The organism is Qipengyuania sp. SS22 (genome assembly GCF_025736935.1).
In the GTDB taxonomy this organism is placed as follows: Bacteria; Pseudomonadota; Alphaproteobacteria; order Sphingomonadales; family Sphingomonadaceae; genus Qipengyuania.
Genome location: NZ_CP107048.1, coordinates 602,056 through 629,025 on the forward strand (window position 1 = coordinate 602,056; position 26,970 = coordinate 629,025).

General features: G+C 61.0%; 17 protein-coding genes and 1 tRNA gene. 10 read left to right on the forward strand and 8 right to left on the reverse strand.

All coding sequences use genetic code 11. The features are described from left to right. Positions 1 to 44: 44 nt before the first annotated feature. The 7 genes from N6L26_RS03030 to glp all read left to right on the forward strand — a co-directional run bounded on the left by N6L26_RS03030 (position 45) and on the right by glp (position 10,263). Positions 45 to 1,556: a KAP family NTPase gene (locus N6L26_RS03030; protein WP_263606584.1), complete on the forward strand. Its 1,512-nt coding sequence runs from the start codon at positions 45 to 47 to the stop codon at positions 1,554 to 1,556. Positions 1,557 to 1,742: 186 nt separating this feature from the next. After that, positions 1,743 to 3,446, forward strand: a complete 1,704-nt coding sequence (locus N6L26_RS03035) for a retron Ec67 family RNA-directed DNA polymerase/endonuclease (RefSeq protein WP_263606585.1) — start codon at positions 1,743 to 1,745, stop codon at positions 3,444 to 3,446. A 356-nt stretch (positions 3,447 to 3,802) separates the two neighbouring features. Further along, a complete protein-coding gene (locus tag N6L26_RS03040; protein WP_263606586.1) occupies positions 3,803 to 5,179 on the forward strand; it encodes an NAD-dependent succinate-semialdehyde dehydrogenase in 1,377 nt (458 codons plus the stop codon). 46 nt (positions 5,180 to 5,225) lie between these two features. Continuing rightward, positions 5,226 to 5,825, forward strand: a complete 600-nt coding sequence (locus N6L26_RS03045) for an SDR family oxidoreductase (protein ID WP_263606587.1) — start codon at positions 5,226 to 5,228, stop codon at positions 5,823 to 5,825. A gap of 349 nt (positions 5,826 to 6,174) precedes the next feature. Then, positions 6,175 to 8,238, forward strand: a complete 2,064-nt coding sequence (locus tag N6L26_RS03050; protein WP_263606588.1) for a putative bifunctional diguanylate cyclase/phosphodiesterase — start codon at positions 6,175 to 6,177, stop codon at positions 8,236 to 8,238. Positions 8,239 to 8,611: 373 nt separating this feature from the next. Next, positions 8,612 to 9,088: a cyclic pyranopterin monophosphate synthase MoaC gene (gene moaC / locus N6L26_RS03055; RefSeq protein WP_263607240.1), complete on the forward strand. Its 477-nt coding sequence runs from the start codon at positions 8,612 to 8,614 to the stop codon at positions 9,086 to 9,088. Further along, entirely contained in the window at positions 9,085 to 10,263 is a 1,179-nt protein-coding gene (gene glp, locus N6L26_RS03060; protein WP_263606589.1) for a gephyrin-like molybdotransferase Glp, read from the forward strand. The genes moaC and glp overlap by 4 nt, the downstream gene beginning before the upstream one ends. A 15-nt stretch (positions 10,264 to 10,278) precedes the next feature. Here glp and N6L26_RS03065 read toward each other — a convergent pair whose 3' ends face one another. From N6L26_RS03065 to N6L26_RS03080, 4 genes are all read right to left on the reverse strand, one after another. Then, complete coding sequence (locus N6L26_RS03065) at positions 10,279 to 11,790, reverse strand: acetyl-CoA acetyltransferase (RefSeq protein WP_263606590.1); 1,512 nt, start codon at positions 11,788 to 11,790, stop codon at positions 10,279 to 10,281. A gap of 309 nt (positions 11,791 to 12,099) precedes the next feature. Continuing rightward, positions 12,100 to 15,630 carry a TonB-dependent receptor gene (locus N6L26_RS03070; protein ID WP_263606591.1) on the reverse strand — a complete coding sequence of 1,177 codons (3,531 nt, stop codon included), beginning with the start codon at positions 15,628 to 15,630 and terminating at the stop codon, positions 12,100 to 12,102. 146 nt (positions 15,631 to 15,776) lie between these two features. After that, positions 15,777 to 16,850, reverse strand: a complete 1,074-nt coding sequence (locus tag N6L26_RS03075) for a FecR family protein (protein WP_263606592.1) — start codon at positions 16,848 to 16,850, stop codon at positions 15,777 to 15,779. Beyond that, the gene (locus N6L26_RS03080; RefSeq protein WP_263606593.1) at positions 16,847 to 17,395 is read right to left on the reverse strand and encodes an RNA polymerase sigma factor; all 549 of its coding nucleotides are present in this window, start codon (positions 17,393 to 17,395) and stop codon (positions 16,847 to 16,849) included. Before N6L26_RS03080 ends, N6L26_RS03075 begins: the two co-directional genes overlap by 4 nt. 234 nt (positions 17,396 to 17,629) lie before the next feature. Between N6L26_RS03080 and N6L26_RS03085 the strand changes: the two genes are divergently transcribed. Further along, positions 17,630 to 20,446 carry a M16 family metallopeptidase gene (locus N6L26_RS03085; protein ID WP_263606594.1) on the forward strand — a complete coding sequence of 939 codons (2,817 nt, stop codon included), beginning with the start codon at positions 17,630 to 17,632 and terminating at the stop codon, positions 20,444 to 20,446. Between the two features lie 147 nt (positions 20,447 to 20,593). Here N6L26_RS03085 and N6L26_RS03090 read toward each other — a convergent pair whose 3' ends face one another. From N6L26_RS03090 to yghU, 4 genes are all read right to left on the reverse strand, one after another. Beyond that, on the reverse strand, positions 20,594 to 21,802 hold the full coding sequence (locus N6L26_RS03090) for a sensor domain-containing diguanylate cyclase (RefSeq protein WP_263606595.1): 1,209 nt from the start codon (positions 21,800 to 21,802) through the stop codon (positions 20,594 to 20,596). 241 nt (positions 21,803 to 22,043) lie between these two features. Continuing rightward, a tRNA-Gln gene (locus N6L26_RS03095) sits at positions 22,044 to 22,118 on the reverse strand. A 14-nt stretch (positions 22,119 to 22,132) separates the two neighbouring features. Next, a complete protein-coding gene (locus N6L26_RS03100; protein WP_263606596.1) occupies positions 22,133 to 23,542 on the reverse strand; it encodes an MFS transporter in 1,410 nt (469 codons plus the stop codon). A 70-nt stretch (positions 23,543 to 23,612) separates the two neighbouring features. Continuing rightward, a complete protein-coding gene (yghU, locus tag N6L26_RS03105; RefSeq protein WP_263606597.1) occupies positions 23,613 to 24,464 on the reverse strand; it encodes a glutathione-dependent disulfide-bond oxidoreductase in 852 nt (283 codons plus the stop codon). 93 nt (positions 24,465 to 24,557) lie between these two features. Between yghU and N6L26_RS03110 the strand changes: the two genes are divergently transcribed. Both N6L26_RS03110 and N6L26_RS03115 read left to right on the forward strand, forming a co-directional pair. Beyond that, a complete protein-coding gene (locus tag N6L26_RS03110; protein ID WP_263606598.1) occupies positions 24,558 to 25,559 on the forward strand; it encodes a DNA topoisomerase IB in 1,002 nt (333 codons plus the stop codon). Between the two features lie 137 nt (positions 25,560 to 25,696). After that, positions 25,697 to 26,713 carry a sensor histidine kinase gene (locus tag N6L26_RS03115; RefSeq protein ID WP_263606599.1) on the forward strand — a complete coding sequence of 339 codons (1,017 nt, stop codon included), beginning with the start codon at positions 25,697 to 25,699 and terminating at the stop codon, positions 26,711 to 26,713. Positions 26,714 to 26,970: the final 257 nt, after the last annotated feature.

Sequence of the window (26,970 nt, forward strand, 5' to 3'; positions counted from 1 at the left end):
TCCATTGATCTTGGCATGACGAAAAAGGTCGCTAGACACGAATAATGTCCGCTCAGATTTCAAACCAAGACAACGCCATTTTAGACCAAATTTGGGAAGGTGACGTTTTCGATCGAAAGCGCGAAGCAACCGACCTAGTAGCTTACATTGAAAGCCTTGGAAAACGACCCTCTCTACGCGAAGACAAGCGCGCATACACGATTACCGTGGATGCACCGTATGGTTTCGGAAAAACTTTCTTTCTTCGACGTCTCTCAAAGCATTTGGGAGTCAAACATCCGGTAGCATTCGTTGATGCTTGGGCCGATGACTTGGCCGATGAACCATTAACCGCACTAGCTGCTACACTTCAAGAAGCGCTCGAACCCTTCATGGCGGAGCCCGAAGTCAGACGCCGTCTGAGTGATTTCATGTCGAAAGCCGGAAAGGTGGCGAAAATTGGCGGTGTTGGCCTCTTTCGCAGAGGGCTTGGGTTCTTCGTAGGGCATCAGGCTGTGGATGCAATGAGCGATGTCTTCGATGATGCGGATCCGGACAAACAGGACGAAATCAAGAAAGCCATTGCGAAAGCTTCGGATGAGATTGCTGAGGAGACTCAAGATGCTCTCGCAGAAATAACGGGCCATTCGCTGATGGAGCGGCGGGTGGAGGAGTTTCGCGAAGGCAAGGAAGCTATTGCGGCGATGAAATTGAGTTTGGAGGGCGTTGTCGGGGCATTTTCTCAGACTGGCAAAGAAGCGCCGATCGTCATTGTGATAGACGAGCTTGATCGGTGCAGGCCAACCTATGCGATCAAGTTGCTGGAGGAAATCAAACATTTGTTTGACGTTCCAGGCTTAGTTTTTGTCATGGCTATGCACGCTACTCAGCTATCACATTCAGTTAGCGCGGCATACGGAGCTAAGTTCGACGGTCAATCATATCTACGTAGGTTCATCGACAGAAAGTATACACTGGCAGAACCGTCACTCGATCCGTTAGTGAAAAACCTTTTGGATCTTTATGGTATAACCACCATTAAATTTGAATACCCAGAAATAACTATTCTGGGAGAGGCCCCACTCGACGTGAGTTTTGCAGAAGTTCTCAGTGAATACATGCGAGTATATGATTTAGGTGCTCGTGATACCTTCGTATTGGTTGACATGCTTCAAACGTGTGTTGCGCTCTGCCAAGGGCATACGCTTTCAATACCTTACCTAATCCCACTAGCTATTGGACAAATTAAGGGTGCTGCGAGCGGAGAATTGCCAGAGCCTATAAAGACATCAGACTGGCGATACATACCCAACTGGTCTAGGCAAAATCAAGATTCAACCACGTTCACGCTACCTGGATTTGCCGAAGAGATAAAAAATGAACTTGGGAAGGGCTGGCAATACTATCAGGAAATCAGTGAACAAGGTCACCTTTCCTATGCGCAAAGGTTGGGTTCGCGGGATTGTCAGGTGATCGGCAATGGCGCGTTAGTTTGGACTCCCTCAGGTTTTCCAAGATTGCTGCAGGCGGTTACTAGATTTGAAAGCCCGCAGGTGGCTCATGAGCCAGAAGGCTAGCTTGACAGCGAAAACCGAATAATGAATGACGAACGGAAGGGCTTGCAGTCAGATTTTGCGCCTGTGCTTTCGCGGCGCGTGAAAACAACGTCACGGGGAATTGCCTGTGAGTAACTTTTTGCAATTTTTACGGTAATCCGGTTGGTTCCAGAGAGTGCTTGCAAGCCCGCCTTTTAAGAGAGCGAATTGTCTCAGCTTCAAAAGTTAAAAGCGTGCAATACGCTTTCAGACCTTGCGCGTGCGATCGGCTATAAGCCCCAGTCGCTCGGCTATTTCATACATAAATTCGATGACGCCAACAAATACACGGATTTTGAGATCCCGAAGAAATCGGGCGGGCATCGAAAAATATCTGCGCCAATCCCAAAACTCAAAGCAATTCAGGTGAGACTGGCTGAGCTGCTCTACGACTGCATAGACGAGATTAATCTAGAGCGTGGTATCGAAAACAGCGTATCGCATGGCTTTCGACGCGGTAAGTCAATTTTCACGAACGCCGACGCGCATTCCGGCAAGCGTTATGTTTTCAATCTAGATCTGGAGGACTTCTTCCCAAGCATTAATTTTGGAAGGGTCGAGGGCTTTTTCGTCAAGAATGCCAACTTTCAATTGAAGCAGCCTGTCGCGCTCGCGCTGGCTCAGCTTACGTGTCACAAAGCGCGACTTCCTCAGGGTGCACCAACATCCCCGGTGATCTCGAACCTTATAGGTCACATTCTCGATATGCGGCTTGTTAAACTGGCCGAAAAATATGGCTGCACTTACACGCGCTATGCGGATGACATCACGTTCTCGACTAATAAAAAAACCTTTCCGAAGCAGATAGCGAAAAGTCGCATTTGCGATGAGAACGATTGGCGGATCGGACGAGACCTGAAAAAAGCCATTGAGAGCTGCGGCTTTCGAGTGAATGCTCAGAAGACTCGCATGCAATACTTTTACTCAAGGCAAACAGTCACAGGCTTAAATGTAAATGCCAAGCCAAATGTTAGTCGAGAATATTACAAAAATGTCCGTGCTATGTGCAACCAGGTCATCACTGATGGCGTAGCGTATCGAAAAATCACCGAAGTCAACGCGGACGGTGAGGAAGTGATAACGAAAGAACCGGTTAAGCTCGATTCAATTTTCGGCCAAATCGATCATGTGTTCCAGGCCAAAACCTTCGGGGCCCACAAGCCAAGTTTTGACGATTACACAAAGCCACGCGGTTTCCTGAAAACCTATCAGAGGCTAGTATTCTACGACTTCTGTATCGGTAACGATTTGCCCACGATCATATGCGAGGGGCGCACAGATGTTGTTTATCTGAAAAGCGCTTTGAAAAGCCTTCATAAGGAATATCCTGCCTTAATCCAAAAGGAAGGGGGCAAGTTTGTTTTCAAGGTAAGGTTCGTCAACCATTACAGCAGAAGAGCGCGTTCCCTTGGAATATTTGATGGTGCAGATAACTTAAAGAGCTTCGTCTACAAATATGAGAAGCTTAATAAACACATCAGGGCGCCGAGATCAGGGGCTAGCACCATTCTCCTAACCGATAACGACACTGGAGTGATGGGGAAGAAGAAGCTCTTTGGCACAGTAGCGAAGTTTACAGGCAAACCTTGTGATGGCCTACGCGACTCCTACGAAATTATGCCGGGTCTCTACCTAGTTCCGGTTCCGAAAGTGAAGGCAACAGATGAGGTGGCAATTGAATCTCTTTTCACTCCTGCCTTCTTGGGCAAACCGGTTAAGGGCAAGAGTCTCAACTACCTCACTAAGCCCAATCCTAAGACGGAGTTCGGAAAAAGTTATTTCGCCGACTACGTTGTGAAGAAGGAGATTGCGAGCATCGATTTCAAGGGTTTCAAACCCCTACTCGATGCAATCGTTGCAGTCGTCACGTAGACGCGTCTACGCTCATTTCCGTTGGAATCATAATCCGCGTGTCGGGGGTTCAAGTCCCTCCTCCGCTACCAATTCAACCGACATCGCTGTGCGATACTGCATCAGCTTTCGGCCGCTGCGCCGGAGGCGTTAGAGCAGTTCGTTCGCTCACCATCGACATCTGCCGAGTGCCTGTTGGCTTCTCCTGCCAAACCGTCCTGCCTGACGCACGTTCGAACGCGTGAACGCGCTTGTTGCGGGTGCGAACGGAACGGGGCGTGGTCGCTCCCGTTGTCTTGCTGAACCTTGCGGCGTGCAGCTGCGCCGGTCCCACGTGGATCGACGAGTGCTCCCCCCCCATAGCGAGAAAGCGAAATATGACCCAGATTCAGACCCGTAACCCTGCCACCGGCGAACCGCTCGAGACCTATGACACGATGGGTGAGGACGAGGTGTTCGCCAAGATCGAGGCGGCGCATGCCGCGTTTCTCGACTGGCGCACCAAATCGCATGACGAGCGCGCGCCCTATCTGCGCAAGATCGCTGAAGTCCTGCGCGCCAATGCCGACCGTTTTGCCGAGCTGATGACCCAGGAAATGGGCAAGCTGATAAAGGACGGGAAGACCGAGGTCGAGATCTGCGCGCGCATTTTCGAATACACAGCAGACAACGGACCGAAGGAACTGGCCGACCAGGAACGCCAGCATAGCGGCGGGAAGCGCGGGATCGTGACCTTCTCGCCGATCGGGGTGATCTACAGCGTGCAGCCGTGGAATTTCCCCGTCTATCAGCCGGTGCGCGTGCTCGCCGCCAATCTAATGGCGGGCAATGCGGTGATCCTCAAACATGCATCGATCTGCACCGGCAGTGGGCTGCTGCTGCGAGATCTGTGCCTCGAAGCGGGCCTGCCCAAGGATTTGTTCGAGGTGATCCTCGTTGGCCACGATCTGTCGGACAAGGTCATCGAACACAAACTGATCCGTGCGGTGACCATGACCGGCAGCGATGGCGCGGGCAGCCATATCGGCGAGCTTGCTTCGAAGAACCTCAAGAAGACCGTGCTCGAGCTGGGGTCGAACGACGCCTATCTGGTGCTCGAGGACGCCGACATCGACCTCGCGGTCGAAACCTGTGCGCGGGGGCGTCTCTACAACAATGGCGAGACCTGCGTGTCTGCCAAGCGTTTCGTGGTGACCGAAGCGGTCTATGACGATTTCGTCGCAGCCTTCGTCGCGCGGATGAAACGCGCCAAGATGGGCGATCCGACTGCCGAGGACACCGAGCTCGGTCCGGTATCGAGCCAGGAACAGTTCGACACGCTGGTCGAACAGGTGAGCAAGAGCGTCGAGAAGGGGGCCACGCTGCTGTGCGGCGGCGATCCGGAGGACGGCGAGGGCTATTACTACCCCGCCACCGTTCTCGCCGACTGCAAGCCCGGCATGCCTGCCTACGACGATGAACTATTCGGCCCAGTGGCTTCGATCATCCGCGCCAAGGATGACGAGGATGCCATGCGGATCGCCAACGACAGCCGTTATGGCCTCGGCGGCGGCATCTTCACCAAGGATGAAGACAAGGCGATCCGCCTGGCGCGCGATCATTTCGACACCGGGATGATACGGATCAATTCGTTCGGAGCGGCGGACCCCAACATGCCCTTCGGCGGCGTCAAGAATTCGGGTTACGGCCGCGAACATGGCGGCTTCGGCATGAAGGAATTCGTCAATGCCAAGGCGATCTTCCTGCCTTCCTAAACCCCCGTCGACAGCGACCGATCAACACCAAATTCGGAGAACATCCATGCAAGTCCTCGTCGCCGGTTCGACCGGCAATACCGGCCTCAGGCTCGTGCGCGAATTGCACGACCGCGGCCTCGATACCGTCGCCATGGTGCGCGCCAGTTCCGATACCTCGGGCCTGCCCGATGGGGTGGAGAAGCGCGAGGCCGATCTAACCGATCTGGCCGACGATGTGACCAAGGGCTGCGACGTGGTCGTGTTCGCCGCAGGCTCGGGCGGAAACACGTCGGCAGAGATGACCGATAAGGTCGACCGCGACGGCGCGAAGCGGCTTATCGACCTGTCGGTGGCCAATGGCGTGCGCCGCTTCGTGATGCTGAGCAGCGTCGGGGCGGGCGATCCCAACCCCGACAGCGAACTCGCGCACTACCTCCAAGCCAAGCACGAAGCCGACGAGCATCTCAAGGCGACCGATCTCGAATATGCGATCCTGCGCCCCGTTTCGCTGACCGATGCGAACGGTACGGGCGAGGTCCGGCTGGGCGAGAATGTCGATCCCAGAGGCGAAGCGGCGCGCGGCGATGTTGCCAAGCTGCTGGCCGATGCGGTCGAGGCGCCTGAATGGGTGGGCAAGGTGCTGACGATGGAAAGCGTCGGCTGATGTGGTTTCGAGCGTGTCGGGGAGGGGCGGAATGCCGTCTCCCCGACACGCCTCTACCGATCCTCTCCAAGTGTAATTAGATACAGCGAGCCCGCGGTCCGAAAGACCACGGTGAGACGTGCCGAACCGCGGTTCGGCTAATTGTACGGTTGCCGCGTGGTAGCAAATCCATCCGTTTTTCCGCGCGTTTCGGTAGCATCGTTAACCATCGCATGAGTGCTTCGGCACGCGTCCACGCTCCCCAACACCGTAATTCCCCTGATGTGTGGTTTACCATACGTTCGTGCTGACCTGCCACTTCGGCTCAATGTCGAAGGCTCGAGTGCAAGTAATGCGGTTTATCGATAGGTTGATTGGATTTGAATCCGACAACGAAATCGCCGCCAAGTTCAGTCGGGAACGCATCAAGTCGGTGCGCAACACGATCCATATCTATTATCTGACCATCATCGCGCCCTTTATCGGGATCGCGTGGGTTACCTGGGACCAGATCCCCACCCGGATCATGGCTGGCATCCTGGTGCTGGCTGTTGTCACACGCTTTCGCCATTGGGTGTTGCCGCTGCCCGAAGGCACGTCGGAAGACGTCAATCCTGTTGCAGCACGCGTGACGGGTTTCATGGTCGTGCTGCTGTCCTGCTCGCAGACCTTTTTCTATCTCTCGCTTGCGCTTGGCAGCGCCGCGCTAGGCGGAGAGGACATGCTGTGGCTGCAGATTTTATCCCTCGCGCTGCTGGCGGCCTTGACCCAGGGCGCCGCGCTCACGGGGATCATCTTTGCCTCGCGGGTGATCTTCTTCTGCTTCGTGCTGCCCTTGGTTGCCACCGTCCTGTATCTCTATGCAGGGAGCAACCTTCCGGCTTCGGTCGCGGTCATCGTGCTGACCGTGGTCAGCCTGTATCTCGCCGAGACCAGTTACAAGATGCAGCTCTGCCTGTTCAAGGCGCAGTTCGATGCCGATGCAGCGCTGGTCGGGATGGAACGGACGAATCTCGAACTGGTCGATGCCCGGCGCACTGCCCAGCATCAGGCCGAGTTCGACAATCTGACCGGGGTCCGGAACCGCCTCGCCTTTATCCATGACGTCGAGGCCAAGCTGGACGGCGGGCAATGCGGCCTGCTGGCGGTGATCGACCTCGACCGGTTCAAGCCGATCAACGATCTCTACGGCCACCATGCCGGCGACGTCGTGCTGCGCCATGTCGCCCGCCGCCTGCAACGTGTATCACCGGCCGGAACAATCGTCGGACGGCTGGGCGGGGACGAGTTCGGCATCTTCATCGGCGGGTCGTCATGCCCGAATGAACTTGGCGAGCTGGTCGCGACCTGCGACGATGCGCTGGTGCAACTGCGCAAGCCCATGCGCCTGTCGAATGCGCTGGTCAGCGTTGGTGGATGCGCGGGCGCGCGCCTGCTCGGCGAGGATGCACCCGATGTCGGCCGGGCACTGCGCGATGCGGATGCAGCGCTGTATGTCGCCAAGCGCGAAAGTCTCGAAACCACCAAGCTGTTCGATGGCGCGATCCAGGAAGAAACCAGGCGATTGCATGCCATCGAAGCGGATCTGATGGAAATTGGCACCATCGATCGCATGTCGCTCGCGTATCAGCCGATCCTCAATCTCAAGACAGGTGAGCTGACCTCTTTCGAGGCGCTTGCCCGCTGGAATCATCCGATCTTCGGCGAAGTTTCGCCGGCGATGTTCATCCCGGCAGCCGAGCGTCTGGGCCGGATCGGCGAGATCACCCTTTCACTGCTTAGCAAGGCGCTCGATTTTGCTGCCGATTGGACCCCCCCTTGCCGTCTGTCGTTCAACCTCAGCGCCGCGCATATCTGCAGCGAGAACGCCGCAGCGGAAATCGTCAATCTGATCGAGCGCAGGAATTTCCCGCCCGATCGCCTGCAGTTCGAGATCACCGAAACCGCGATGCTGGTGAATTTCGAAGTCGCGCGCCGGAATGTCGAGCTCCTGCGCAATGCCGGCTGCCGGATCGCGCTCGATGATTTCGGAGCTGGTTTTGCGTCGCTGGTCTATCTGCGCGAGATCAAGTTCGACAAGGTCAAGATCGATGGCTCGCTGATCCGCGGGGCGCGCGAACCGCAGGGCCGCGACATGCTGCGCGGCGTGATCAAGATGATCGAGGCGATGAAGCTCGAAAGCGTTGCCGAATACATTGCCACCGTCGGCGATCGCGAAACCGCTCTGGAACTGGGCGCACAGTTCGGACAGGGTTTCTATCTCGGGCGCCCGCTCGATGAAGCGGCCGTGCTTGCCTTGCTGGGGCAGTATCGCGAGCCCAATGCGCCCAATATCCATCGCCTGGCCAATCGCCAGATCGACGATCTGGGCGCGGATGCCTGCGAGGAGCTCGAGACTCCCTGTCCGTTCTCGGTAAGCGGGTCGCGCCCCTAGCCGTCCGGCTGGCGGCAGTGCCCGCAGCGGCAAGCGCCAACATTCTCCCTCGAAGCGTAATCAGCTTGCCCGATCTGGGGTGAGTGCGGTTCCTCGCGCCGAGGCTAGAAACCCACAAGTCGCAATGTTGCGCGTCGCGGTGATCGATCCCGGCACCGCTGTGACATGTTATCAACCAGAACCAACTCCGGCGAACTTTGGGCAGAAATCAAAATGTCAATTAAACTTTAGGTCTCTTGTGACTGCCCGCGGGTTTCTCCAACTTGTAACGGATCATCTGGCGGTGGGGCATGGTCTTTTTCGCGAAGCCGCTCGACAGAACAACGCGATGATGCTCGAACGCCGCCCGACCGCAGCAATCGAGGACCCGCAATTGGCCGATTTATCCCATCTCGATGAACAGGGCCGTGCGCGCATGGTCGATGTCGGCGACAAGCCCGTCACTGCGCGCCGCGCTACGGCAATGGGCCGGGTGGACTGCGCAGCTGATACGATTGCGCTGGTGAAGGCGGGCAAGACCCCCAAGGGTAGCGTCATCGCCACCGCGGAACTGGCCGGGGTCATGGCGGCCAAGCGGACCTCCGACCTGATACCGCTATGCCATCCGCTGCCGCTTTCTCAGGTCGAGGTGACGATCGCGTTTGACGACACGCGGCCCGGCTTTATCGTCGAAGCGGCCGTGCGGACCGAAGGGCGTACGGGAGTAGAGATGGAAGCGCTGACCGCGGTGTCGGTCGCCTGCCTCACGCTGTTCGATATGCTCAAGGCGGTCGACAAGAACATGACCATCGAAGATATCCGCGTCACCGCCAAGGAAGGCGGCCAGTCGGGTAGCTGGCAGAGCGCATGATTGCCTTCGACGAGGCGATGGCGCTGCTTGCGGAGCATATCGCTCCGCTCGATGCCGAGACGATTGCGCTATCCAAAGCTGCGGGACGGACGCTCGCCGCCGATATTACCGCCGCCATCCCGTCGCCGCGCTGCACGATTTCGGCCATGGATGGCTATGCGGTGAGGCTGAGCAGTGTCGTCCCTGAAACGCCGATGCGGGTGGTTGGCGAGGCGCGACCCGGTCACGCTCATGCCGGCCGGCTCGAAGCTGGCATGGCAGTACGGATATTCACCGGGGCGCCACTGCCCGAGGGCGCCGACTGCGTCATCATGCAGGAATACGCCTCGCGCGCGGGGGATGATGTACGGTTTTCCGCCGGGTTTGGTCCGGCCCGCCACATCCGCCAGCAGGGCAGCGATTTTGCGAAAGGCGATGTCGTCCTTGAACAGGGGACGAGCTGCGATCCCAAAGCGCTCGTCGCGATCGCGGCGGCAGACAGGGCCGAGATTGCAGCTCATCGCCAACCGAGGGTGGCACTGCTCGCCACCGGCGACGAATTGGTCGAGCCCGGATCGGCGGAAAGCGCGTCCGACGCCATCCCCGACAGCACCAGCTATGCGCTGGCGGCGTTGGTCGAGCGCGAGGGCGGGGTCGTGACCGCCCGCGAGCGCGGGCTGGACGATCTGCCGGCGCTCGAACGACAAGCAGGTGCATTGCTGGGCGGTGCGGATCTCGTAGTCGTCACTGGCGGCGCTTCGGTCGGCGAGCGTGACTTTGCGAAACCTATGTTCGCCCCGCACGGGCTCGAACTGGTGTTCGACAAGGTGGCGATCAAGCCGGGCAAGCCGGTGTGGCTGGGCCGCGCGGGGGGAACGCTGGTGCTGGGGCTGCCGGGCAATCCCACCTCGGCCATGGTAACCGCGCGGCTGTTCCTCCAGCCGATCCTGGCGCTGCTGCAGGGCGCGAGTACCGCGCATCGCTGGCGCACCATGCTGCTGGCAGAAGGCCTGCCCGCGACCGGCGATCGGGAGACTTTCGCACGAGCCGCCTGGGTGAAGGAGGGGCTGCGTCCTCTCGGCAATCAGGACAGCGGCGTGCAGGGCAGGCTGGCCCGCGCGGACTGGCTGGTCAGATGTCCGCCCGGCCAGGCGGAATTGCCCGCCGGGGCGATGGTGGAGGCGCTGCCGTTCTAAGCCAGGGGCGGGCGGTCAGTCGCGCGCCCAGAGCGCCAGTGCCTCAGCCTCACCCGAGCGCGTTATCATGCCGCTGCTTCCGACGGGTTCATCGCGTCCTTCGGTGAGGAAGGCGATCATATCGCTATCCTCGGCGGGAACGCTGGCCAGCGTGCGCGATCCCGTTGGCGTGCGTGCCACGATCACGCCCGAGCTGGGCGCACCCTCGCGGTCGTAATCCACGGTGTAGCTCTCGATCGTGGCGGGACCCGTATAGGCCTTGTCCAGCGGCGGAACGTCCCCGCGCCGCGCATCGGCTTCGGCCTGGTAGTCGAATGCTTGCGGAAAGGCGGCCCGCGTCGGAGCACCCGAAACGAGGATCGTGTGGTTATGCGTGGCATAGCCGCCATTGGCGAACAGCAGCCCCTTGTCGCGGGTCCCGCGCAGCTTCTCGACCATCGCGGCGACCGCATGGCTCATGTAATTGCCGATCGGACCGCCTCCGAAGGTCAATCCGCCGAAAACCGTCGCCGGTTGCTCTACCGACCAGCCAAGCACACGGCGCGCCATCTTCGGCACGCAGGGAAAGCAGCTGTAGAGTTCAACATGCGCAAGGTCGGCGGCAGTGACGCCGTTCAGCGCCATGGTCCGCTCGATCGAAGTGGCGAGGCTGGGGGAGGCGTCATAGCGGTCGCGGGACAGGAAGCTGTCGCTTTCATGCGCTGCCGCGCCATAGCCGACATAGACCAGCCGGTTCTCCGCAATCCCGCGTCGCCGCGCTTCGGCCAATGAGGTCACGATGAACCCAGCCCCTTGGTTGACCGAAGAGTTCGCGACCTGGAGCTTGGTATAGGGAAAGGCGATCGGGCGGTTGCTGGCGGAAGGCGTGACAACCTCTTCCGCGCTGACCGGCTTGCGAATCCAGGCGCCTTCGCTCTGCGCCGCGACCTGGCTCATCCCGGCCCAGATCGCCCCGCTTTCCGCCTGTCCTTCGGCGAGCGACTGGCCATAAGCCGCCCGTCCGGCGTTCTCGTAAAGCGGATAGACATCGGTCGGCACCACCAGCCCGTAACTTTGCGCATAGCCCTTGCGTACCCGATGGCTCGCATCGCGCAGGGCATTGGGCTTTGCGCCATCGGCGCGCTTTTTCAGCGCTGCCAACTGGCCCGCAGTGCGCAGCGCCTCGCCGCCGGTCACCGCGCAAATTGTCGCCTCGCCGCGACCGATGCGATTGGCTGCTTCGTGCAGCAGCAGGATCGGGCTGTCGCCATTGGGCATGGCAGTCTGCATCCGGTGTGCGGGATCTACCCCCAGCACCTCGGCCAGCTTGTCGTCGACCGGGTTGAGTTGCGGCCAGGCCAATTGCGCCACTACCGCGAGCGAATCGCATTCCGCCAAGAGGCCGCCGCCCGCATCCGCATCCGCCCGTCGCAGCGCCTCGGCCATCAGGTGAATGGGGTCGAGCCCATCCCCGGGGGTATCGGGGCGGTCGTTGACCTGTCCGACACCGACGATGACGGGAATATTCTCGGGATCCTGCTCGGGCACGCATGCTCTCCTCTCGCTGTCTTGCCTAGCAAGCGAGTTTCACGCTGCAACCGAAAGTTAAAACAGAATGGCTCGGATGGCAGGGACCAGGCGAGCACTCGGTTTGCTCCGCCGTTGGAATAACCCGAGTGGAGCAGCCTTAGCATTTGTTCGGAGCCACAAGCGTATTGGCATCACCATACTGGTCGAGCCCCTCTGCGGAAGGCAGGGGCAAGGCGCGCCTTTCCCTGGCGCGGCCTGTCTTCCCGTGTCCGGGAGCTAGCTGGCTCCCCAGCGCATGAGGGAAGCCAGCCGAGCGAGCTATCTTGTTCAGAAGCGGGCGCGAATACCCATTGTCATCGTACGACCGCCATTGAACTGGTAAGCCTGCGGGAAGTCGAACATCGCAGTACCGTCGCCGAATTTCGAGCTGGTGGTGTTGCGGATATCGGCCTCCTTGGCGCCGCGCAGGAGATCGTCACCCTCGAGGAAGATCGACCATAGCCCGCCGAAGTTCTCGAAGTTGTAGGACAGCCTCGCATCCAGCGTTTCGTAGGACGGGACGACCGTGTTGAGATTGAACTCGTCGAAGGCTTCGACCGTGGCCGACTGGCTGGTGTAAATGATGCGGCCTTGGAAACCGTTGCGATCGTAGTCGAGCGAAAGGTTGTAGACCCAGCGGGCCTGATCGCGCAGCGGACGATCAAGGCTGAGCTGGATGATCTCGCCATCGTCCGATCGCGCGGAGACCAGCGTCGGGAAATCGCCATTGGTATAGGTTGCGTTGGCGAGCACGCCGAAATCGCTGAGGAAACCGGGCAGGAAGTTGAGCCGCCGAATCAATTCGAACTCGAGCCCCCAGATCTTGCCGCCTTCGCCGTTCTCGGGCCGATTTACGAGAAACTCGGTGTCCTCGGGCAGAGCGAGCAGATCGGGACGGCTTTCAGCGAGCGGTGCGAATTCCTCGAGGAAGCGTTCGCGCACCCCGTCATTGCCCACCGCAGTGAAGTTCACATTGGTGAAGTTGTTGCTGATCTTCTTGTAGAAGAAGCCGGCACGCACGAGCCCGGGCGTGTCGCCGAAGTAGTAGGCGAGGTCGAGATCGATATTATCGGTCGTCGAGGGCTTGAGATCGGGATTGGCCTCGAGGATCGTGACCCGGCCAAAACCGGGACGCAGGTCGACGCTGAACTGGGTGTTGCGATTCAGCAGCCTGAAGTCGGGGTTCACCGTCGAGCGGAAATAGCCGAGCCGTGCCGCGATGTTCGGGTGCGGACGATAGGTGGCAAGGAAGCTCGGCGTCCAGGTATCGACCGTTCCGCCATTATTGGCAAAACGCACAAGCCCTGCCTCGACGAAGGTCTCGCGGTCCTCTGTGCGGTAGCCCGGCTCATCGAGACGGACCGAGGGTGATGAGATGGTGAAGCCGTTGCGCTTCTCGCGCTCGTAACGCACGCCGGCGATGATCGAGAGGTCGCCGAACACCAGCTTGGATTCAAGATAGGCGGCCCAATTGTCTTCGGTCGTCTCGGTCGGCACGAGGTAGCCGGAGCCATCCGCGATGGGGTCGAGCTGGCTGAAATCGGTAAAGGTAAACCGCTCCTCGTCGAGCGCGGTGGCCGGATCGTCCTGCGTATACCCCGGGAGCAGGTCGAAAATGCTGCGTGCGCTGCCTGCGGACAGATAGGGCAGAGCGAAGGTATCGACACCGATCAGCGATATATCGTCCGCCCCGAGCAGGTTCGGGTCGAACAGCGCCAGGTCACTATCGGCGCCTGTAATGCGCAGATAGCGTTGGCTGGTGACATTGCGCGGGTTGGTGACGTTGCCAATCGTCCGGCGCTTGCTGGAATCGTACTTACCGCCCAGCTCGACATATTCGAGAAACGTCAGCGGTGTGTTGTAACGGGCCTGGAACTCGCCGATGTAGGATTCCGACGGGCTGTCGATCGGATTGATGATTGCCGAAAACAGATTGTACTGGCCAGGATCCCCCAGCAGCGCGAACCCACCGGCGGTGAGCGAGGGCAGGGGCAGGCCGTTGGGTCCCGCAACGAAACCGCCATTCACCACCCGCTCGGTCTGCGCCGCATCGTCGTCGGGCGCAGTTTCCAGCGTTGCCGGATCGATCAGTTCCTCGAGATTGGCGAAACTGTTGCCCACCAGCGTGATGGCAGTGTTGCTGCCTTCCTGGCGGGCCTTCGAATAGCCCAGCTTGTATTCGAACTCCCAGCGACCGATGTCGGTATCGCCGCGGAAGCTGATCGTGTCGGAGGTGAACGTCTGGTCGGTCGAGCGAAAGGCAATGCTCGGGCGCAGCGCGCGCAACGTGGTGCGGCGGCGTACTTCACCGTCAAGTTCGGCGATCGGCATGTCGAGATTTGAGGTCAGGAAACCGATGGCCGTCCGAGAATCGCTACCCTCGCTCTTGCGGACGTTGCGCTGGAGGTCGAGCCGCAGCCGCGTGTGGCTGGCGATGTCCCACGCCAGATTGAGCGACCCGACGTAGGTCTCTTCGGCCCGCTCGCGCCGCAGGTAGTTGGTGGTGGTGATGAGTTGCTGGTCGAGCGCGGGGTCGAACGGAAATTCGAAGCTCGCCGGGACGAGGAAAATGGAAGTGTAGCCCGCGGGTAGAACCGGGGGTACCGAGTCGAGGATCGAGACGTCGTAGTTCAGCCGGTCGGTATTGCGGTACTGGAGCGTAGCGGCGATGCCGAAGCTGGGGGTGAGTTCCTTGGCGATGGTCCCGTTGATCTGGTATTCTTCGCCGAAGTCGCGATCGAAATTGGTCTCCCCCTCGATGCTCGCATTGAAAGCGAACTCGCCGTAGTCGAGGCCCGACTTGGTCTCGATTTCGACCAGCCCGCCCGATCCGGTCGCCTCGTGGCTGGGCAGCAACGATTTATGGACTGTGACCTGCGAGATGTTGTCGGCAAGGAAACCGCTCAGGTCGATCGTCCGCTCGTAACCCGTTCCCTGCAGGTCGAGCCCGTTAAGCTGCACATTGATCGCTTCGGAACTGAAGCCGCGTACCGTGATGCGCGACCCTTCGCCAGTGTCGGCGTCGCGGCCGAAAGCTATGCCGGGCACGCGGCGCAGGGCTTCGGACACGGTTTCGGCCGGAAAGCCGCCGAGCAGGTCCGATGCAACCACGGTTGAGTTGTTGTCGGCGTTCTTCTGCTGGTTAAGCGCGACCTGGATGGCGCTGCGGTAGCCCTGCACGACGATCTCGTCATTGGAGGAGGCAACGCTCACGTCGCCGACATTGCGGGTGCCCGGTGCGACCGAGACTGTAGCTACTTGCGGCACTTGGCCGAGATACTCGACCACAACTGTTTGCACCCCCTGCGGCGCGGCAGGAAAATTGTAGTGGCCGCGGTCATCGGTCACCGCGCGCAGCGGTGTGCCTGCGATCCGCACGTTCGCTCCGGGGAGGACCGAGCCGGTAGCGGCATTGCGAACGATCCCGCTCAACGGTGCCGTCGCGACCATCGTCGAAGGTGCCGCATCTCCATTGCGCTCCGCTTGCGTTCGGCTGGCACCGACTGCGCGCAGCGTAAGGACATTGCCTTCGGTTACATCGAAGGTGAGGCCCGATCCGCGCAGTATCTGACGCAATGCGGCGGCGGGCGTCATGGCGCCCCTGACGGCCTGCCCCTTCCGGTTTTCGACGAGTTGGGGAGGGTATAGCAGGTCCTTGTCGGTCGCAGCGGCAAACGCGCGCAGTGATTTCGACAGTTCTTGCGTCGGAATATCGAATTCCACCTGCCGCTCCTGCGCGTGGAGTGGCGCGACAATGGCAATTTGGGCGGCGCCCACCAGCAAGGCTGCCTGCAGGCTCGTCGAAATTCCGGTATTCATTGTTTTCCCCTTTAAGCGCGACCGCCCCGACCCGGTTGCCCGGGTTTCATGGGGCGTAAGACGCGCAGGGCCCGCACTCCCTCAAGGAAAGTTGCGTCTGCGAACCAAAAAGATGTCGATGAATGCGCCTGCGAGGTGCGCTGCGGCTATTTATTCCAGCGAAGAAACAAGCGGTTCCGTTCACTGTCTGCAACCGCTGTGACAGGAAATGCGGCCTGAAGATTATCGGAAAACCCATCGGCCGACCCAGCGCGAAAGCTGCCGCTGATACGCATCTCGGCTAGGCTGGCGTCGCCGAGCACGATCTTGCGCGCCGAGTAGCGATTGACCTCGGCTACCACGCGCGACAGCGGATCGTTGTCGAACACCAGCCGCCCGTCACGCCAGCTGGTGGCGATCTGCGTATCGATCACGTCCTTCGTGCCGGTCCGATTGTCGGCCAGCACGATTTGCTCTCCGGCCACGAGCCTCTCCAGCGTAACTTCCTCGGCGCCCCCGAGGAAGCGGCCCTCGACCGCGCGGCCCACGTCGATGACGCCTTCGACCAGCGTGACGCGCACGGCGTCGCCTTCCATCCGAACCGCGAATTCGGTCCCCACCGCGCGAACCAGCTTGTCGTCTGCCATGACGACGAAGGGGCGTTCGGGATCCTTCTCGACGTCGAAGAAGGCTTCTCCCTTGAGCAGAACAAGTTCGCGGCGATCGTCCGAATAATTCACCTGCATGAGGGAATCGGTGTTGAGCTCCGCGGTCGATCCGTCAGGCAGGCTGATGGTCGAGCGTTGCCCGGTTTCGGTACGATAAATCGTTACCGCAGGGGCAGCGGCGATGCGCTCTGCATCGGGCGGCACGCTGCCAGTCGTGCCGTCACGCGATACCAAGCCCAGGACTGTCACCGAGATCAGGAGTGCGCACAGGCTCGCGGCGATCGCGGTGATCCGTCCCCAGCCATCCCGTGTCTCGGGCTGCATCGCCGTGAGCGCGTCGTTGCGCATGGCAAGAATATCGGGGTCGGAGGAGGCATCACCGATCTCGTCCCACATGCTCTGGCACTCGCGGAACGCGCTCACATTGTCAGGCGACTGGCGTAACCACTGGCGAAACCGACGCTTGGTCGCCGAACCGCTCTCTTCGGACTGCAGACGCGCAAACCATTCGGCCGCCTGATCGAAAGCGGTCGAAGGCAACTGGGCCGTACCGGACTGATTGTCGCCGCTCATGGGTGTTTTCCCAGCCTTTTTGCGACGTGTTTGATCGCCTGCATCATATACTTTTCGACTGAACTGACCGAAACACCCAAGTGCTGGGCAATCTCGCGATACTTCATACCTTCGTAGCGATGAAGCAAAAATACAAATCGCACGCGTTCTGGTAGTTCCGCCAGCGCGTCCTTCAGCTTTGCAACCTGTTGTTTGGCCAGTAAGACGCGCTCCGGTGTAATTGCCTCAAAGGAATCGCCATTTTCTTCGGCAAATCGGCCACTGGCCGATTTGCGCACGATGTCGCGGCGCGCGCGATCGCGAAGCAAATTGGCTGCAACCTGGAAGACGTAGGCCTCCGGCTCCTCCATCCGAAACTCGTTTGATCGCGCCAGCAAGCGTGTGAAGACCTCCTGCACGAGATCGTCCACATCGCCCTTCTCGAACACGCGTTTGCCGAAATAGCGTTCAAGCGGCGCGCGGAAGCGCGCGTAGAGATCGGCTTCGATCGTCCGGCGACTGTCGTCTTGTGATGCCGCGTGGCCGTCAGGCTTGTTGCTTGCCAAGATGCGTTCCCGTTCTTCGCGCTCAGCGGCGCGTCCCTCGCGCGTGTATGGGGCTCGGCACCGGGCCAGGGCAAGCTAGCAAAATTCGTTGAGGTGTCCGCGCCGGGATGCGTCTTCCCGGACAAGAGTGTTACACGAACGGGCCGTTTCCGGCGGTCTTCGAATAGCGAGGAACCTGCAATGCGCAGCAAAACTTTCCGTCTTTGGCAGCGGCCCCTTCTTGCCGGCGCGCTTATGGCCGCTTTCATCGCACCGGGCATGGCCGTGGCGCAGGATGAACCCGCCTTCGTCCACGAGGCAAGTGACCTCGAGGCGGATCCTCGTGTCGTCTACGGGACGTTGGACAATGGCCTGCGCTATGCAGTGATGAACAACCAGACACCGAGCGGCAATGCGGCCATCCGGATGCGCATCGGTACCGGATCGCTCAACGAAACCGACGCGCAACAGGGCATTGCCCACTTTCTCGAGCATATGGCGTTCAACGGTTCGGTAAATGTGCCCGAGGGCGAGATGGTCAAGCGGCTCGAGCGTCATGGACTGGCGTTCGGCGCGGATACCAATGCGAGCACCGGCTTCGACCAGACGATCTACAAGTTGAACCTGCCGACCGTCCGCGAACCGGTACTGAACGAAGCCATGTTCCTGATGCGCGAAACGGCGGAAAACCTGTTGCTCGACGCGGATGCGATCGACCGCGAGCGCGGGGTAATCGCATCGGAAAAGCTCGCTCGCGATTCGCTGTCCTACCGCTCGACGGTCGACCGGTTGCGTTTTTTCACCGAGGGCAGCGCGATCACCGATCGACTGCCGATCGGCATTGCCGAGACGATCGCAACGATGCCGCGCGAGGAATTCGTGTCGTTCTATCGTGGTTATTACCGGCCGGAGAACACCTTCATCGCCTTCATCGGTGACGTCGAACCTGCGGTAGCGATCGCCAAGATCGAAGAGTATTTTGGCGACTGGAAGGCCCAGGGACCAGCGCTTCGCGAAACGCGTCCCGGCCCTGCAGTCCTGCAGCCCGGGAAAGTGGGGTACTTCTTCGACGAGAAGCTGATGACCTCGGTCACACTTGGCGCGTTGCGGCCTTACGAGGAACGGTCGGACACCCGCGTGATGCGGCGGGAAAATCTCGTCCGGGCGATCGGTGCGCGTATCCTCAACCGGCGCTTCAATCGCAAGGTAAAACAGGGCGAGGCAGCCTACCTCTCGGGCGGGGTGGGTCGCTACCGCCCCTACGAAGTTGTTGACGGCATGACCCTTACCATCCGCACGACCCCCGAGGATTGGAGGCAGGCGCTTGCCGAAGGCGAGCAGGAGCTTCGGCGGGCGCTGCAATATGGTTTCTCGCAGGATGAAATGGATGAACAATTGGCGATCATCCGGCAATCGCGCGAGACCGCGGTCGAGCGCGCTGCAACGCGCAAGACCTATGCCGGCCTCGAATACAATTACGCCCGCGAACTCGTGTCCGCTTTTGCCGAGGACAAGGTGTTCACTTCGCCGCAGGCCGGACTCGCCCTTTTCGAGGAGGCCGAACCAACGATCACGCTCGAGGAGGTGGAGCGCGAATTCCGCGAAGCGTGGCGCGGTATCGAGAACCCGGCGATCTATTTCATCAACAAGGAGCCGCTCGAGGACACGGAGCGCGCCTTGAAGACAGCACTTCGCGAATCGCGCAATGTGGCGGTAACGGCGCCCGAACCGCGCAACGTAGCCGCATTTGCCTATACCGATTTCGGTAGTCCCGGCGAGGTCATCTCGGATAGCTATCTCGCGGATGCCGACGCACATCTCGTGAAATTCGCGAACAATGTCCGCCTCAATTTCAAGCAGACCGATTTCGATGCAGGCACGATCGCGGTGCGCGTGCGCGTAGGGGGCGGCTTCATGGCGATGCCGCGCCGCAGCGAGGCATTGCGGCGGCTGGGCCTCAATCTCCTCGACCAGAGCGGTGTGGTCGGACATACCGACGACGACCTGCGTAGCCTGTTCGCCGGGCAGCGTGTCGGGGTATCGGCCAAGACCTTCATCGACAATGATGCCTTCGAATTGCTGGGTGCGACCGATGCTGACGACCTTTCATCGCAGCTCAATTTGATGGCGGCCAAGGTCAAGGCGCCGGCCTTCAGCGAGGACGTGGCTGAGCAGTACTTCCGCAAGATCCGGGCCTGGTATCCGACGCATGATTCTTCGCCGCAGGAGACGGTACGCAAATATCTGCCGCGGCTCGTACGCTCGGGTCACGAAGCCTACGGCTTTGACGATCTCGATAGTTTTCTGGAGCCGACCATCGCCGATGCGCGCGCCTGGATCGAGCCCGAGATGGCAGATGGACTGATCGAAATCTCTGTCGTCGGCGACATCGACAAGCAGACGGTCGTCGAACAGGTCGCGCGGACGTTTGGCGCGCTTCCTGAACGCGCCGACGACAAGGGCGACTATCCGGTGATGGGGGACGTGCAGTTCCCGGCGGGCAGTGAGACGCCCAATCGTTTCTATCACAAGGGCACGCCCGACCAGGCATTGGTCTATGTCTACTGGCCCGCCCCCGATGCGAGCGATCCGGTCGACCGCTATCGCATGCGGCTGCTGCGCGGGTTGTTCCGTAACCGGTTGTCGGATGTCCTGCGCGAAGAGATGGGCTCGACCTATTCGCCCGGGACCTCGTCCTATTCGAACGATCTCTTCGATGGCTACGGCTATCTCTATGCGCGGGTCACCGCCAAGCCGGACGAAGTGGACAAAGTGCGCGAAGGGGTCCTTCGGGTCGCAAGCGAGATGGCGAATACGCCGATCGACGAAGACACCTTCACCCGCGCCTGGACTCCGATCGTAGAGGACCTCGACAGCAGTCTGGAAAACAACAGCTACTGGCTAAGCATCCTCGGCGATGCGCAAACTGGCGCGAGTGGCCTGACCCGGTTCCGCGTCCGTGAGCCCGCCTATCGCGATATGACCGCGGAGGATATCAGCGTGCTGGCGAAGGAGGTGTTCGGGGGCGACCGGGACATCAGCGCCTACATCCTGCCGGCCGAGATGCAGTAGCCGAGACAACCTTGTCCCGGCCGGTGGTTGTCGACCCCCAACAGGCGACCACCGGCGACCGGCCTGTGCTGGTCCGGGTGGTATGCCGGTTCTCCGGCATTCCACCCGTCGTCGTTCGGTCGAGCTGAACCGGCCAGGCTTGCGCGATCAGGCAGCCACCTTGCGCGTCGCCAGTACTGGAGGTGCGGGCTGTGGTGCCGCCGGTTCGAACGGGGCGAGAGAAACCTTGTTGCGGCCGGTGTTCTTGGCTTCGTAGAGTGCGAGGTCGGACCGGCGCGCGAGGCTGGACAGCGCTTCGTCAGGCGAGAGCTGGGCCAGGCCGAATGAGGCCGAGACTACCTGAGCGTGGCCGACCGCCTGTGACAGTTCGGTCTGCACCCGCTGCCGCAGTAATTCGGCCGAACGCGCCGCCTGCTGGATCTCCTGCCCGGCAAGGACCAGCGCGAATTCCTCGCCCCCGAGCCGGGCCACCAGATCCCCTTCGCCGGTCGCACTGGAAAGCAATTCGGCGACCGCGATGATCACCTTGTCGCCGACCGGGTGGCCGAAGCGGTCGTTGATCGTCTTGAAGCGGTCGATATCGACCGTCACCAGCGTCAGGGGCGTGCAGCTGTGGACGGCGTCAGCGACCATCTCCTCGCCGTGAACCTCGAACCCGCGGCGGTTGCGAAGGCCCGACAGCGGATCGGTTTCCGAGCGCGCGATCATCTCGATCGTCATGTCGCGCATCATGACCAGCAGCAACACCAGCGCGAGCGCGATCAGGATAACCGAGCCCACGCTTTGCGAGATTGCGGCGTAATCCGATGCGAGGTAATTCCGCGGCGTATCAGCACCCCCGATCTGCCAGGCGATGAGCGGCTTGACCAGGTAGGATAGTGCGGCCGCCGAGCTGACGAAGACCAGCAACCGGTCGAGCAGCATGCGGCGCCCGGACCGGATCACGATCAAGGTCATCAGTACCTGCATGGTGAAATAGGGAAGGTGATAGAGCAGCGTGCGAGCGCCCGTGCCGTAAGGAAGCATCAGCATCGCTGGGGTCAGCATTCCGGCAAGGACCCAAACGACCATTATGGGCCTGGTCTGCGGACCAGTGCGATAATACTTCGCTACGCCGACAAGACCGCAGGTGAGCGCCGCCAGATAGGTATAGAAGATGCCGGTAATGACCGGCGTGGGATGTTCGGTCCAGCGCATGATGAACTCGAGCATTACATCGACGATGCCCAGCGCATAGCCGGCTGCCAGCCAACCCGCGCCCCGGGCGACCGGATTGGAGCGCGCGACCACCGCAAACGCCACGCCGAACAGCGCGGCGATGAACATGTTGATTCCGAGAATGAATGCCGCCGTCATCGGCTGTTCCCTGCTCCCATCTACTTCCCGCGCAGGACCTTAAGGAGGGCGGGTTAAGATGCCCTAACCATACACTTTGATTGCGGAAGAAGCGCGCGGGGCGATCGGCGCGCTTGCTCGGCAGCATCTGAGCGGTTCAAGTGCTGATATCGGTACCGCCAAAGCGTACCACGGCAGGGCGCCGGCCGGTTTGGCTCGCAGGCAACCCTTGGCTTTCGACGCTTGGATCACATGGGAAAACTGGCTGGGGTGGCAGGGATCGAACCTGCGAATGCCGATACCAAAAACCGGTGCCTTACCACTTGGCTACACCCCAGCGAGTGAGCGCCCCTATAACGCCTCGGACGCGGAAGGGAAGGGGTTGGAAGGCGAAACCAGTCGACGTTCGGCCAGTTCGGTTTCGACCTGCGCGACGGTCGCGCGGTCGAGCCGGTAGAAATACATCGCCACACCCGCCGGAACGATCGCGGCTGCGGGTACGAGCGCGAAGGCGAGCTCGATCCCCATGCGCGCCTCGGCCGACTGGACCGCGCCCGCTTCGAAGCCGGTCAGTGCCAGTAGGAAACCCGGCAGCGCCGCGCCGAACGCCACCCCCGCCTTGATCGCGAAGATCGACGCGGAGATCACAAGTCCGGTCATCTGGCGCCCGCTCGACCATTCGAGATATTCGGCGATATCGGTGAACATCGAATAGGCGAGCACCATCATCATGCCGAAACCGACGCCAACGAACAGCTGGACGAAGGTCTGCGGCCAGACTGCATCATAGGGCAGGAGGTAGAACACCAGCATGGCGGCGATTTTCAACCCGCCGGCCACGATCAGCAGCACCGGCTTGTCGAACCTGCGGGCAAGGTAGTTGGCCCCGATGACGCCGATCAGCTGGCCGATGGCGAGCGCCGAATAGAACAGCCCGATCCGGTCGAGGAAAAAGAACACCGGCGCGCCATCGTCGCCTGCGACATAACGGAACCAGAACAGCGCACTGCCCGCGCGCGCGGAGAGCGCGACCGGGGCGAGCAGCGCGGCCACCGCCACGGCGATCCATGCAGGCGTGCGGACCAGGACCTTGAGATCGTCGATAATGCGGCCGTTGGTTGGGGCGGGCGGGATACGCTCGCGGCTGGCCGCAAAGGCGATCCAATAGGTCGCGACGCCCAGTCCGGCGAGTATGAACATGGTCAGCATGATCCCCTGCCGCTCGTCGCCCGCGCCCAGCTCGCGCACCAGCGTCGTCCCGACCACACCGATCAGGATCACCGCAGCGGCGGAAAACACCATGCGATAGGCAGCGAAGCTCGAGCGTTCGTCGGCGCTGGTGGAAACGACGCCCATCAGCGCCGAATAGGGGACGCTGGCGGCAGTGAAGGCGAGCATGGTCGCGGTGTAGGTGACATAGGCCCAGATCAACATCGAGCCGGGGGAAAGATCGGGCGCGGCAAAGATCGCCGCCCCGGTCAGGCCAAAGGGGATCGCGCCCCACAACAGATAGGGCCGGTACCGCCCCCAACGGGTGCGCGTGCGGTCGGCCAGCGCGCCCATCATCGGGTCGGTCACCGCGTCGATCAGCTTGGTCAGGAACAGCATCAGCCCCATCGCGGCAGGTGCCACGCCGCCAAGCTCGACGAAGAAGAACAGCAGGTAGAGATTGAAGAAGTTGAGATAGAAGGACGAGGCGAGATCGCCCATCCCATAGCCGATCTTCTCCAGTCGGCCGACAGGGCGCACCGGATCACTCAAATCTGTATCCTCCCATACCGCCGCGATGGGACGGCATGGGAGGAGCTAAGTCAAGCCAAACGGGAGCGGGTCAGATTGCCTTGCCGTCGAAATCGGCAGCCGAATGGCGTTCGAGGAGCTGCGCGTCGTCATCGCCCCAGGTCTTGTTGACGATCCGCCCGCGCCGCGCCGCAGGGCGATCGGCGATCTGTTTCACCCAGCGTTCGACATGGGTGTATTCGTGGATCGAGAGGAAGGTGCGCGCCTCGCCGTAAATGCCGCCGAGTACGAAGGGCGACAGCCAGGGCCAGGCGGCCATATCGGCAATGGTGTAATCCTTGCCGCCAAGGAATTCGCTTTTCGCCAACCGCTGGTCGGTGACGTCGAACAGCCGCTTGGTTTCCATCGCATAGCGGTTGATCGGGTATTCGAATTTCTCGGGCGCATAAGCGTAGAAATGGCCAAAGCCCCCGCCGATGAAGGGGGCGCTGCCGACCTGCCAGAACAGCCAGCTGAGCACTTCCGCGCGCGTATGATCGGTGGGCAGGAAAGCACCGAACTTTTCGGCCAGGTGCATCAGGATCGCGCCGCTTTCGAACACGCGAACGGGTTCGGGGCCGCTGCGGTCGAGCAGGGCCGGGATCTTGGAATTGGGATTGAGATCGACGAAGCCCGAACCGAACTGGTCGCCTTCGCCGATATTGACCGTCCAGGCGTCGTATTCGGCGCCGGCGTGTCCCGCCTCGAGCAATTCCTCGAACATCAGCGTGGCCTTCACCCCGTTGGGCGTGGCGAGCGAATAAAGCTGGAAGTCATGCTCGCCCACGGGCAGCTCGCGATCCTCGCGCGCACCGGCCGTGGGGCGATTGATATTGGCGAAGCGGCCGCCATTTTCGGAATCGTGGGTCCAGACTTCGGGCGGGGTATATGTGGTATCAGCCAAGATCGTTCTCCTCAGGCGGACGGGCTAAAACAGCCTTCCATTCGTCGCAAGGTGGGGAACCGTGACCACTCTCCCACGGTTCTTCCCTTCGCCATGACGAAGCTCATCTATGTCGACGACGACCTGCCCGGTATCTCTCGCAAGGGTGCGGGCAAGGGATGGGCCTATTACGACCCCGAGGGCAAGCTGCTGACCGATGCAGCGGAGAAGCGCCGGCTCAATGCGGTGGCGCTCCCGCCGGCCTATACCGATGCCTGGTTCTGCCCTGCGCCCAACGGCCACATCCTCGCCACGGGGATCGACGCCAAGGGGCGCAAGCAATATCGCTACCATCCCGAATTCCGCGCCGCGCGTGAAGGCGAGAAGTTCGACAGCTGCGTCACTTTCGGGAGCCTGCTGCCGCTGGTGCGCAAGCGCGTGGAAGCGGATTTGCGCGGCCACAAGCTGACGCGTGAACGCGCGGTGGCGAGTGTCGTCCGCCTGCTTGATCTGGGCGCGGTGCGCGTCGGGAACGAAGGCTATGCCAAGGCCAACAAGAGTTTCGGCGCCACCACGCTGCGCCAGCGCCATGCCGAACTGACCGGCAAGGTGCTGCGCCTGCGCTACAAGGGCAAGGCAGGCAAGCTGCGCGAAGTGACGCTGTCCGACGGAAGCCTCGCGCGCATGGTGCGCAAGATGCAGGACCTGCCGGGGCAGCACCTGTTTAAATATACCGATGACGAGGGCGAGCTGCACACGGTCGGGTCGAGCGATGTGAACGACTATCTGCGCGAAACCATGGGGCAGGATTTCACCGCCAAGAATTTCCGCACCTGGCATGCCAGCGTGAAGGCGCTGTCTTGCCTTCGGGATGGGGAGGGCGCGCTGCCGATGAAGGCGCTGCTCGAATGCGTCGCCGACCATCTCGGCAATACGCCCGCGGTTACCCGCAAGAGCTATATCCATCCGGCTGTATTCCAACTGCTCGAGAATCAGGAAAGCTGGCGCGCGCAATTGCGCCTGCCGCGTGCCACCCGCTGGCTGACCCGCGAAGAACGCGGGCTTATCAACCTGTTGCAGGAAAGTCCGAGCGCGCAGGAATTGCTCGCCGCGTAGCCCGCAGACGCGAGAAGGGCTTCTGCTTTTCGGAAGTTTGCGATAAACGGAGCGGGCCGATGGTGCGGAGCCATCGCGCGTCCGCGCGTGCATCGGGGCAACGGCGGGCATCTGTTCTCCGCCGGAATGTCGTATCCATGCACCGGCTCGCCAATTTCGATGTCAGTCGCCAGTTCCTCAGCCAGCGCAGCAAGATTGCCGCCCAAGTGGTGTTCGGGGCCATGTGCGCCGCGGCCATGGTCGGCCTGCGTTCGCTGGTCGACGTTTGGGCGCCGATCTCGGGGCCCTTCGCGATGATTTATCCGACGATCCTGCTCGCCACGCTCTACGGACATTGGCGCGCGGGCGTGGTCGCCTTTACGATCACCTTCTTCTGGGCGTGGTTTTTCATCCTGCCGCCATCGCGCTCGTTCCTGTTCGCCGATCTTACCGATCCCGCACGCGTCGTCCTCAATGCCACCTGTGCGCTGATCGTGCTCGTCTTCGCCGAGGCCTTTCGCCGTGCGGCGCATGCGACGATGGACGAAATCCGCGAACGCGCCGACCGGCGGCTGACATTGCTGGCCGAGCTCGAGCACCGCACGAAGAACAATTTCGCGCTGGTCGCCAGCATGCTCGAATTGCAGAAGCGGCGTATCCCGCAGCGCGAATTGCATGCCCCGCTCGACGACGCGGTGGGCCGCGTGCGGACCTTTGCCGATGCCTATTCGGCGCTGGCACTGGAACAGTCGGACGATCCCGATGTCGCGATGAAGCCCTATCTGGAATACCTCCTCGACCGGATCGAGGGATCGAGCCTTCCGCCATCGGTGCGCCTGTTTCGCGAGATCGACCAAGCGACGCTGAGCCCTGAAGAGGCGGTGGCAATCGGGCTCTATCTCAACGAAGCGGTCGCCAATGCGTGTAAATACGCCTTCCCCGACGACCGGACCGGCACGATCGCGGTGTTCTTCCACGCGCGCGGCGACACGTGGCGGTTCACTATCGAGGACGACGGCGTGGGCGCCGATGCCTTTACCGATCCGGGGGGCGGACTGGGCAGCCAATTGCTCGCCGCCTTTGCCGCCCAGGCCGAGGCGACGCACCATGCGGGGCCCGTGCTAAACGGTTTCCGCACGGAAATGCGCAAGGAAGACCAGTCCGAACTTGCGTAGGGTAGCCTAAAAGGATACCGCCGCGGCCATGCATCTGGCCGGCTCCAAGATACGCCAATGGCGCGAAACACAGCGCCCTCCGCTCAGTGCGGAGGAATTCGGCGCGCGCTATGGCGATCCGCAGCCATGGCCCAGCCGGACCGTCTATGGCTGGGAAGCGAAGGGCAAGATCGCGCGCGCCACGGTCCAGAAGCGGCTGGCCGAACTGGGCATCTGCCAGCCCGCCGACTGGCTCGAACCTGCTCCTGCACCATCCG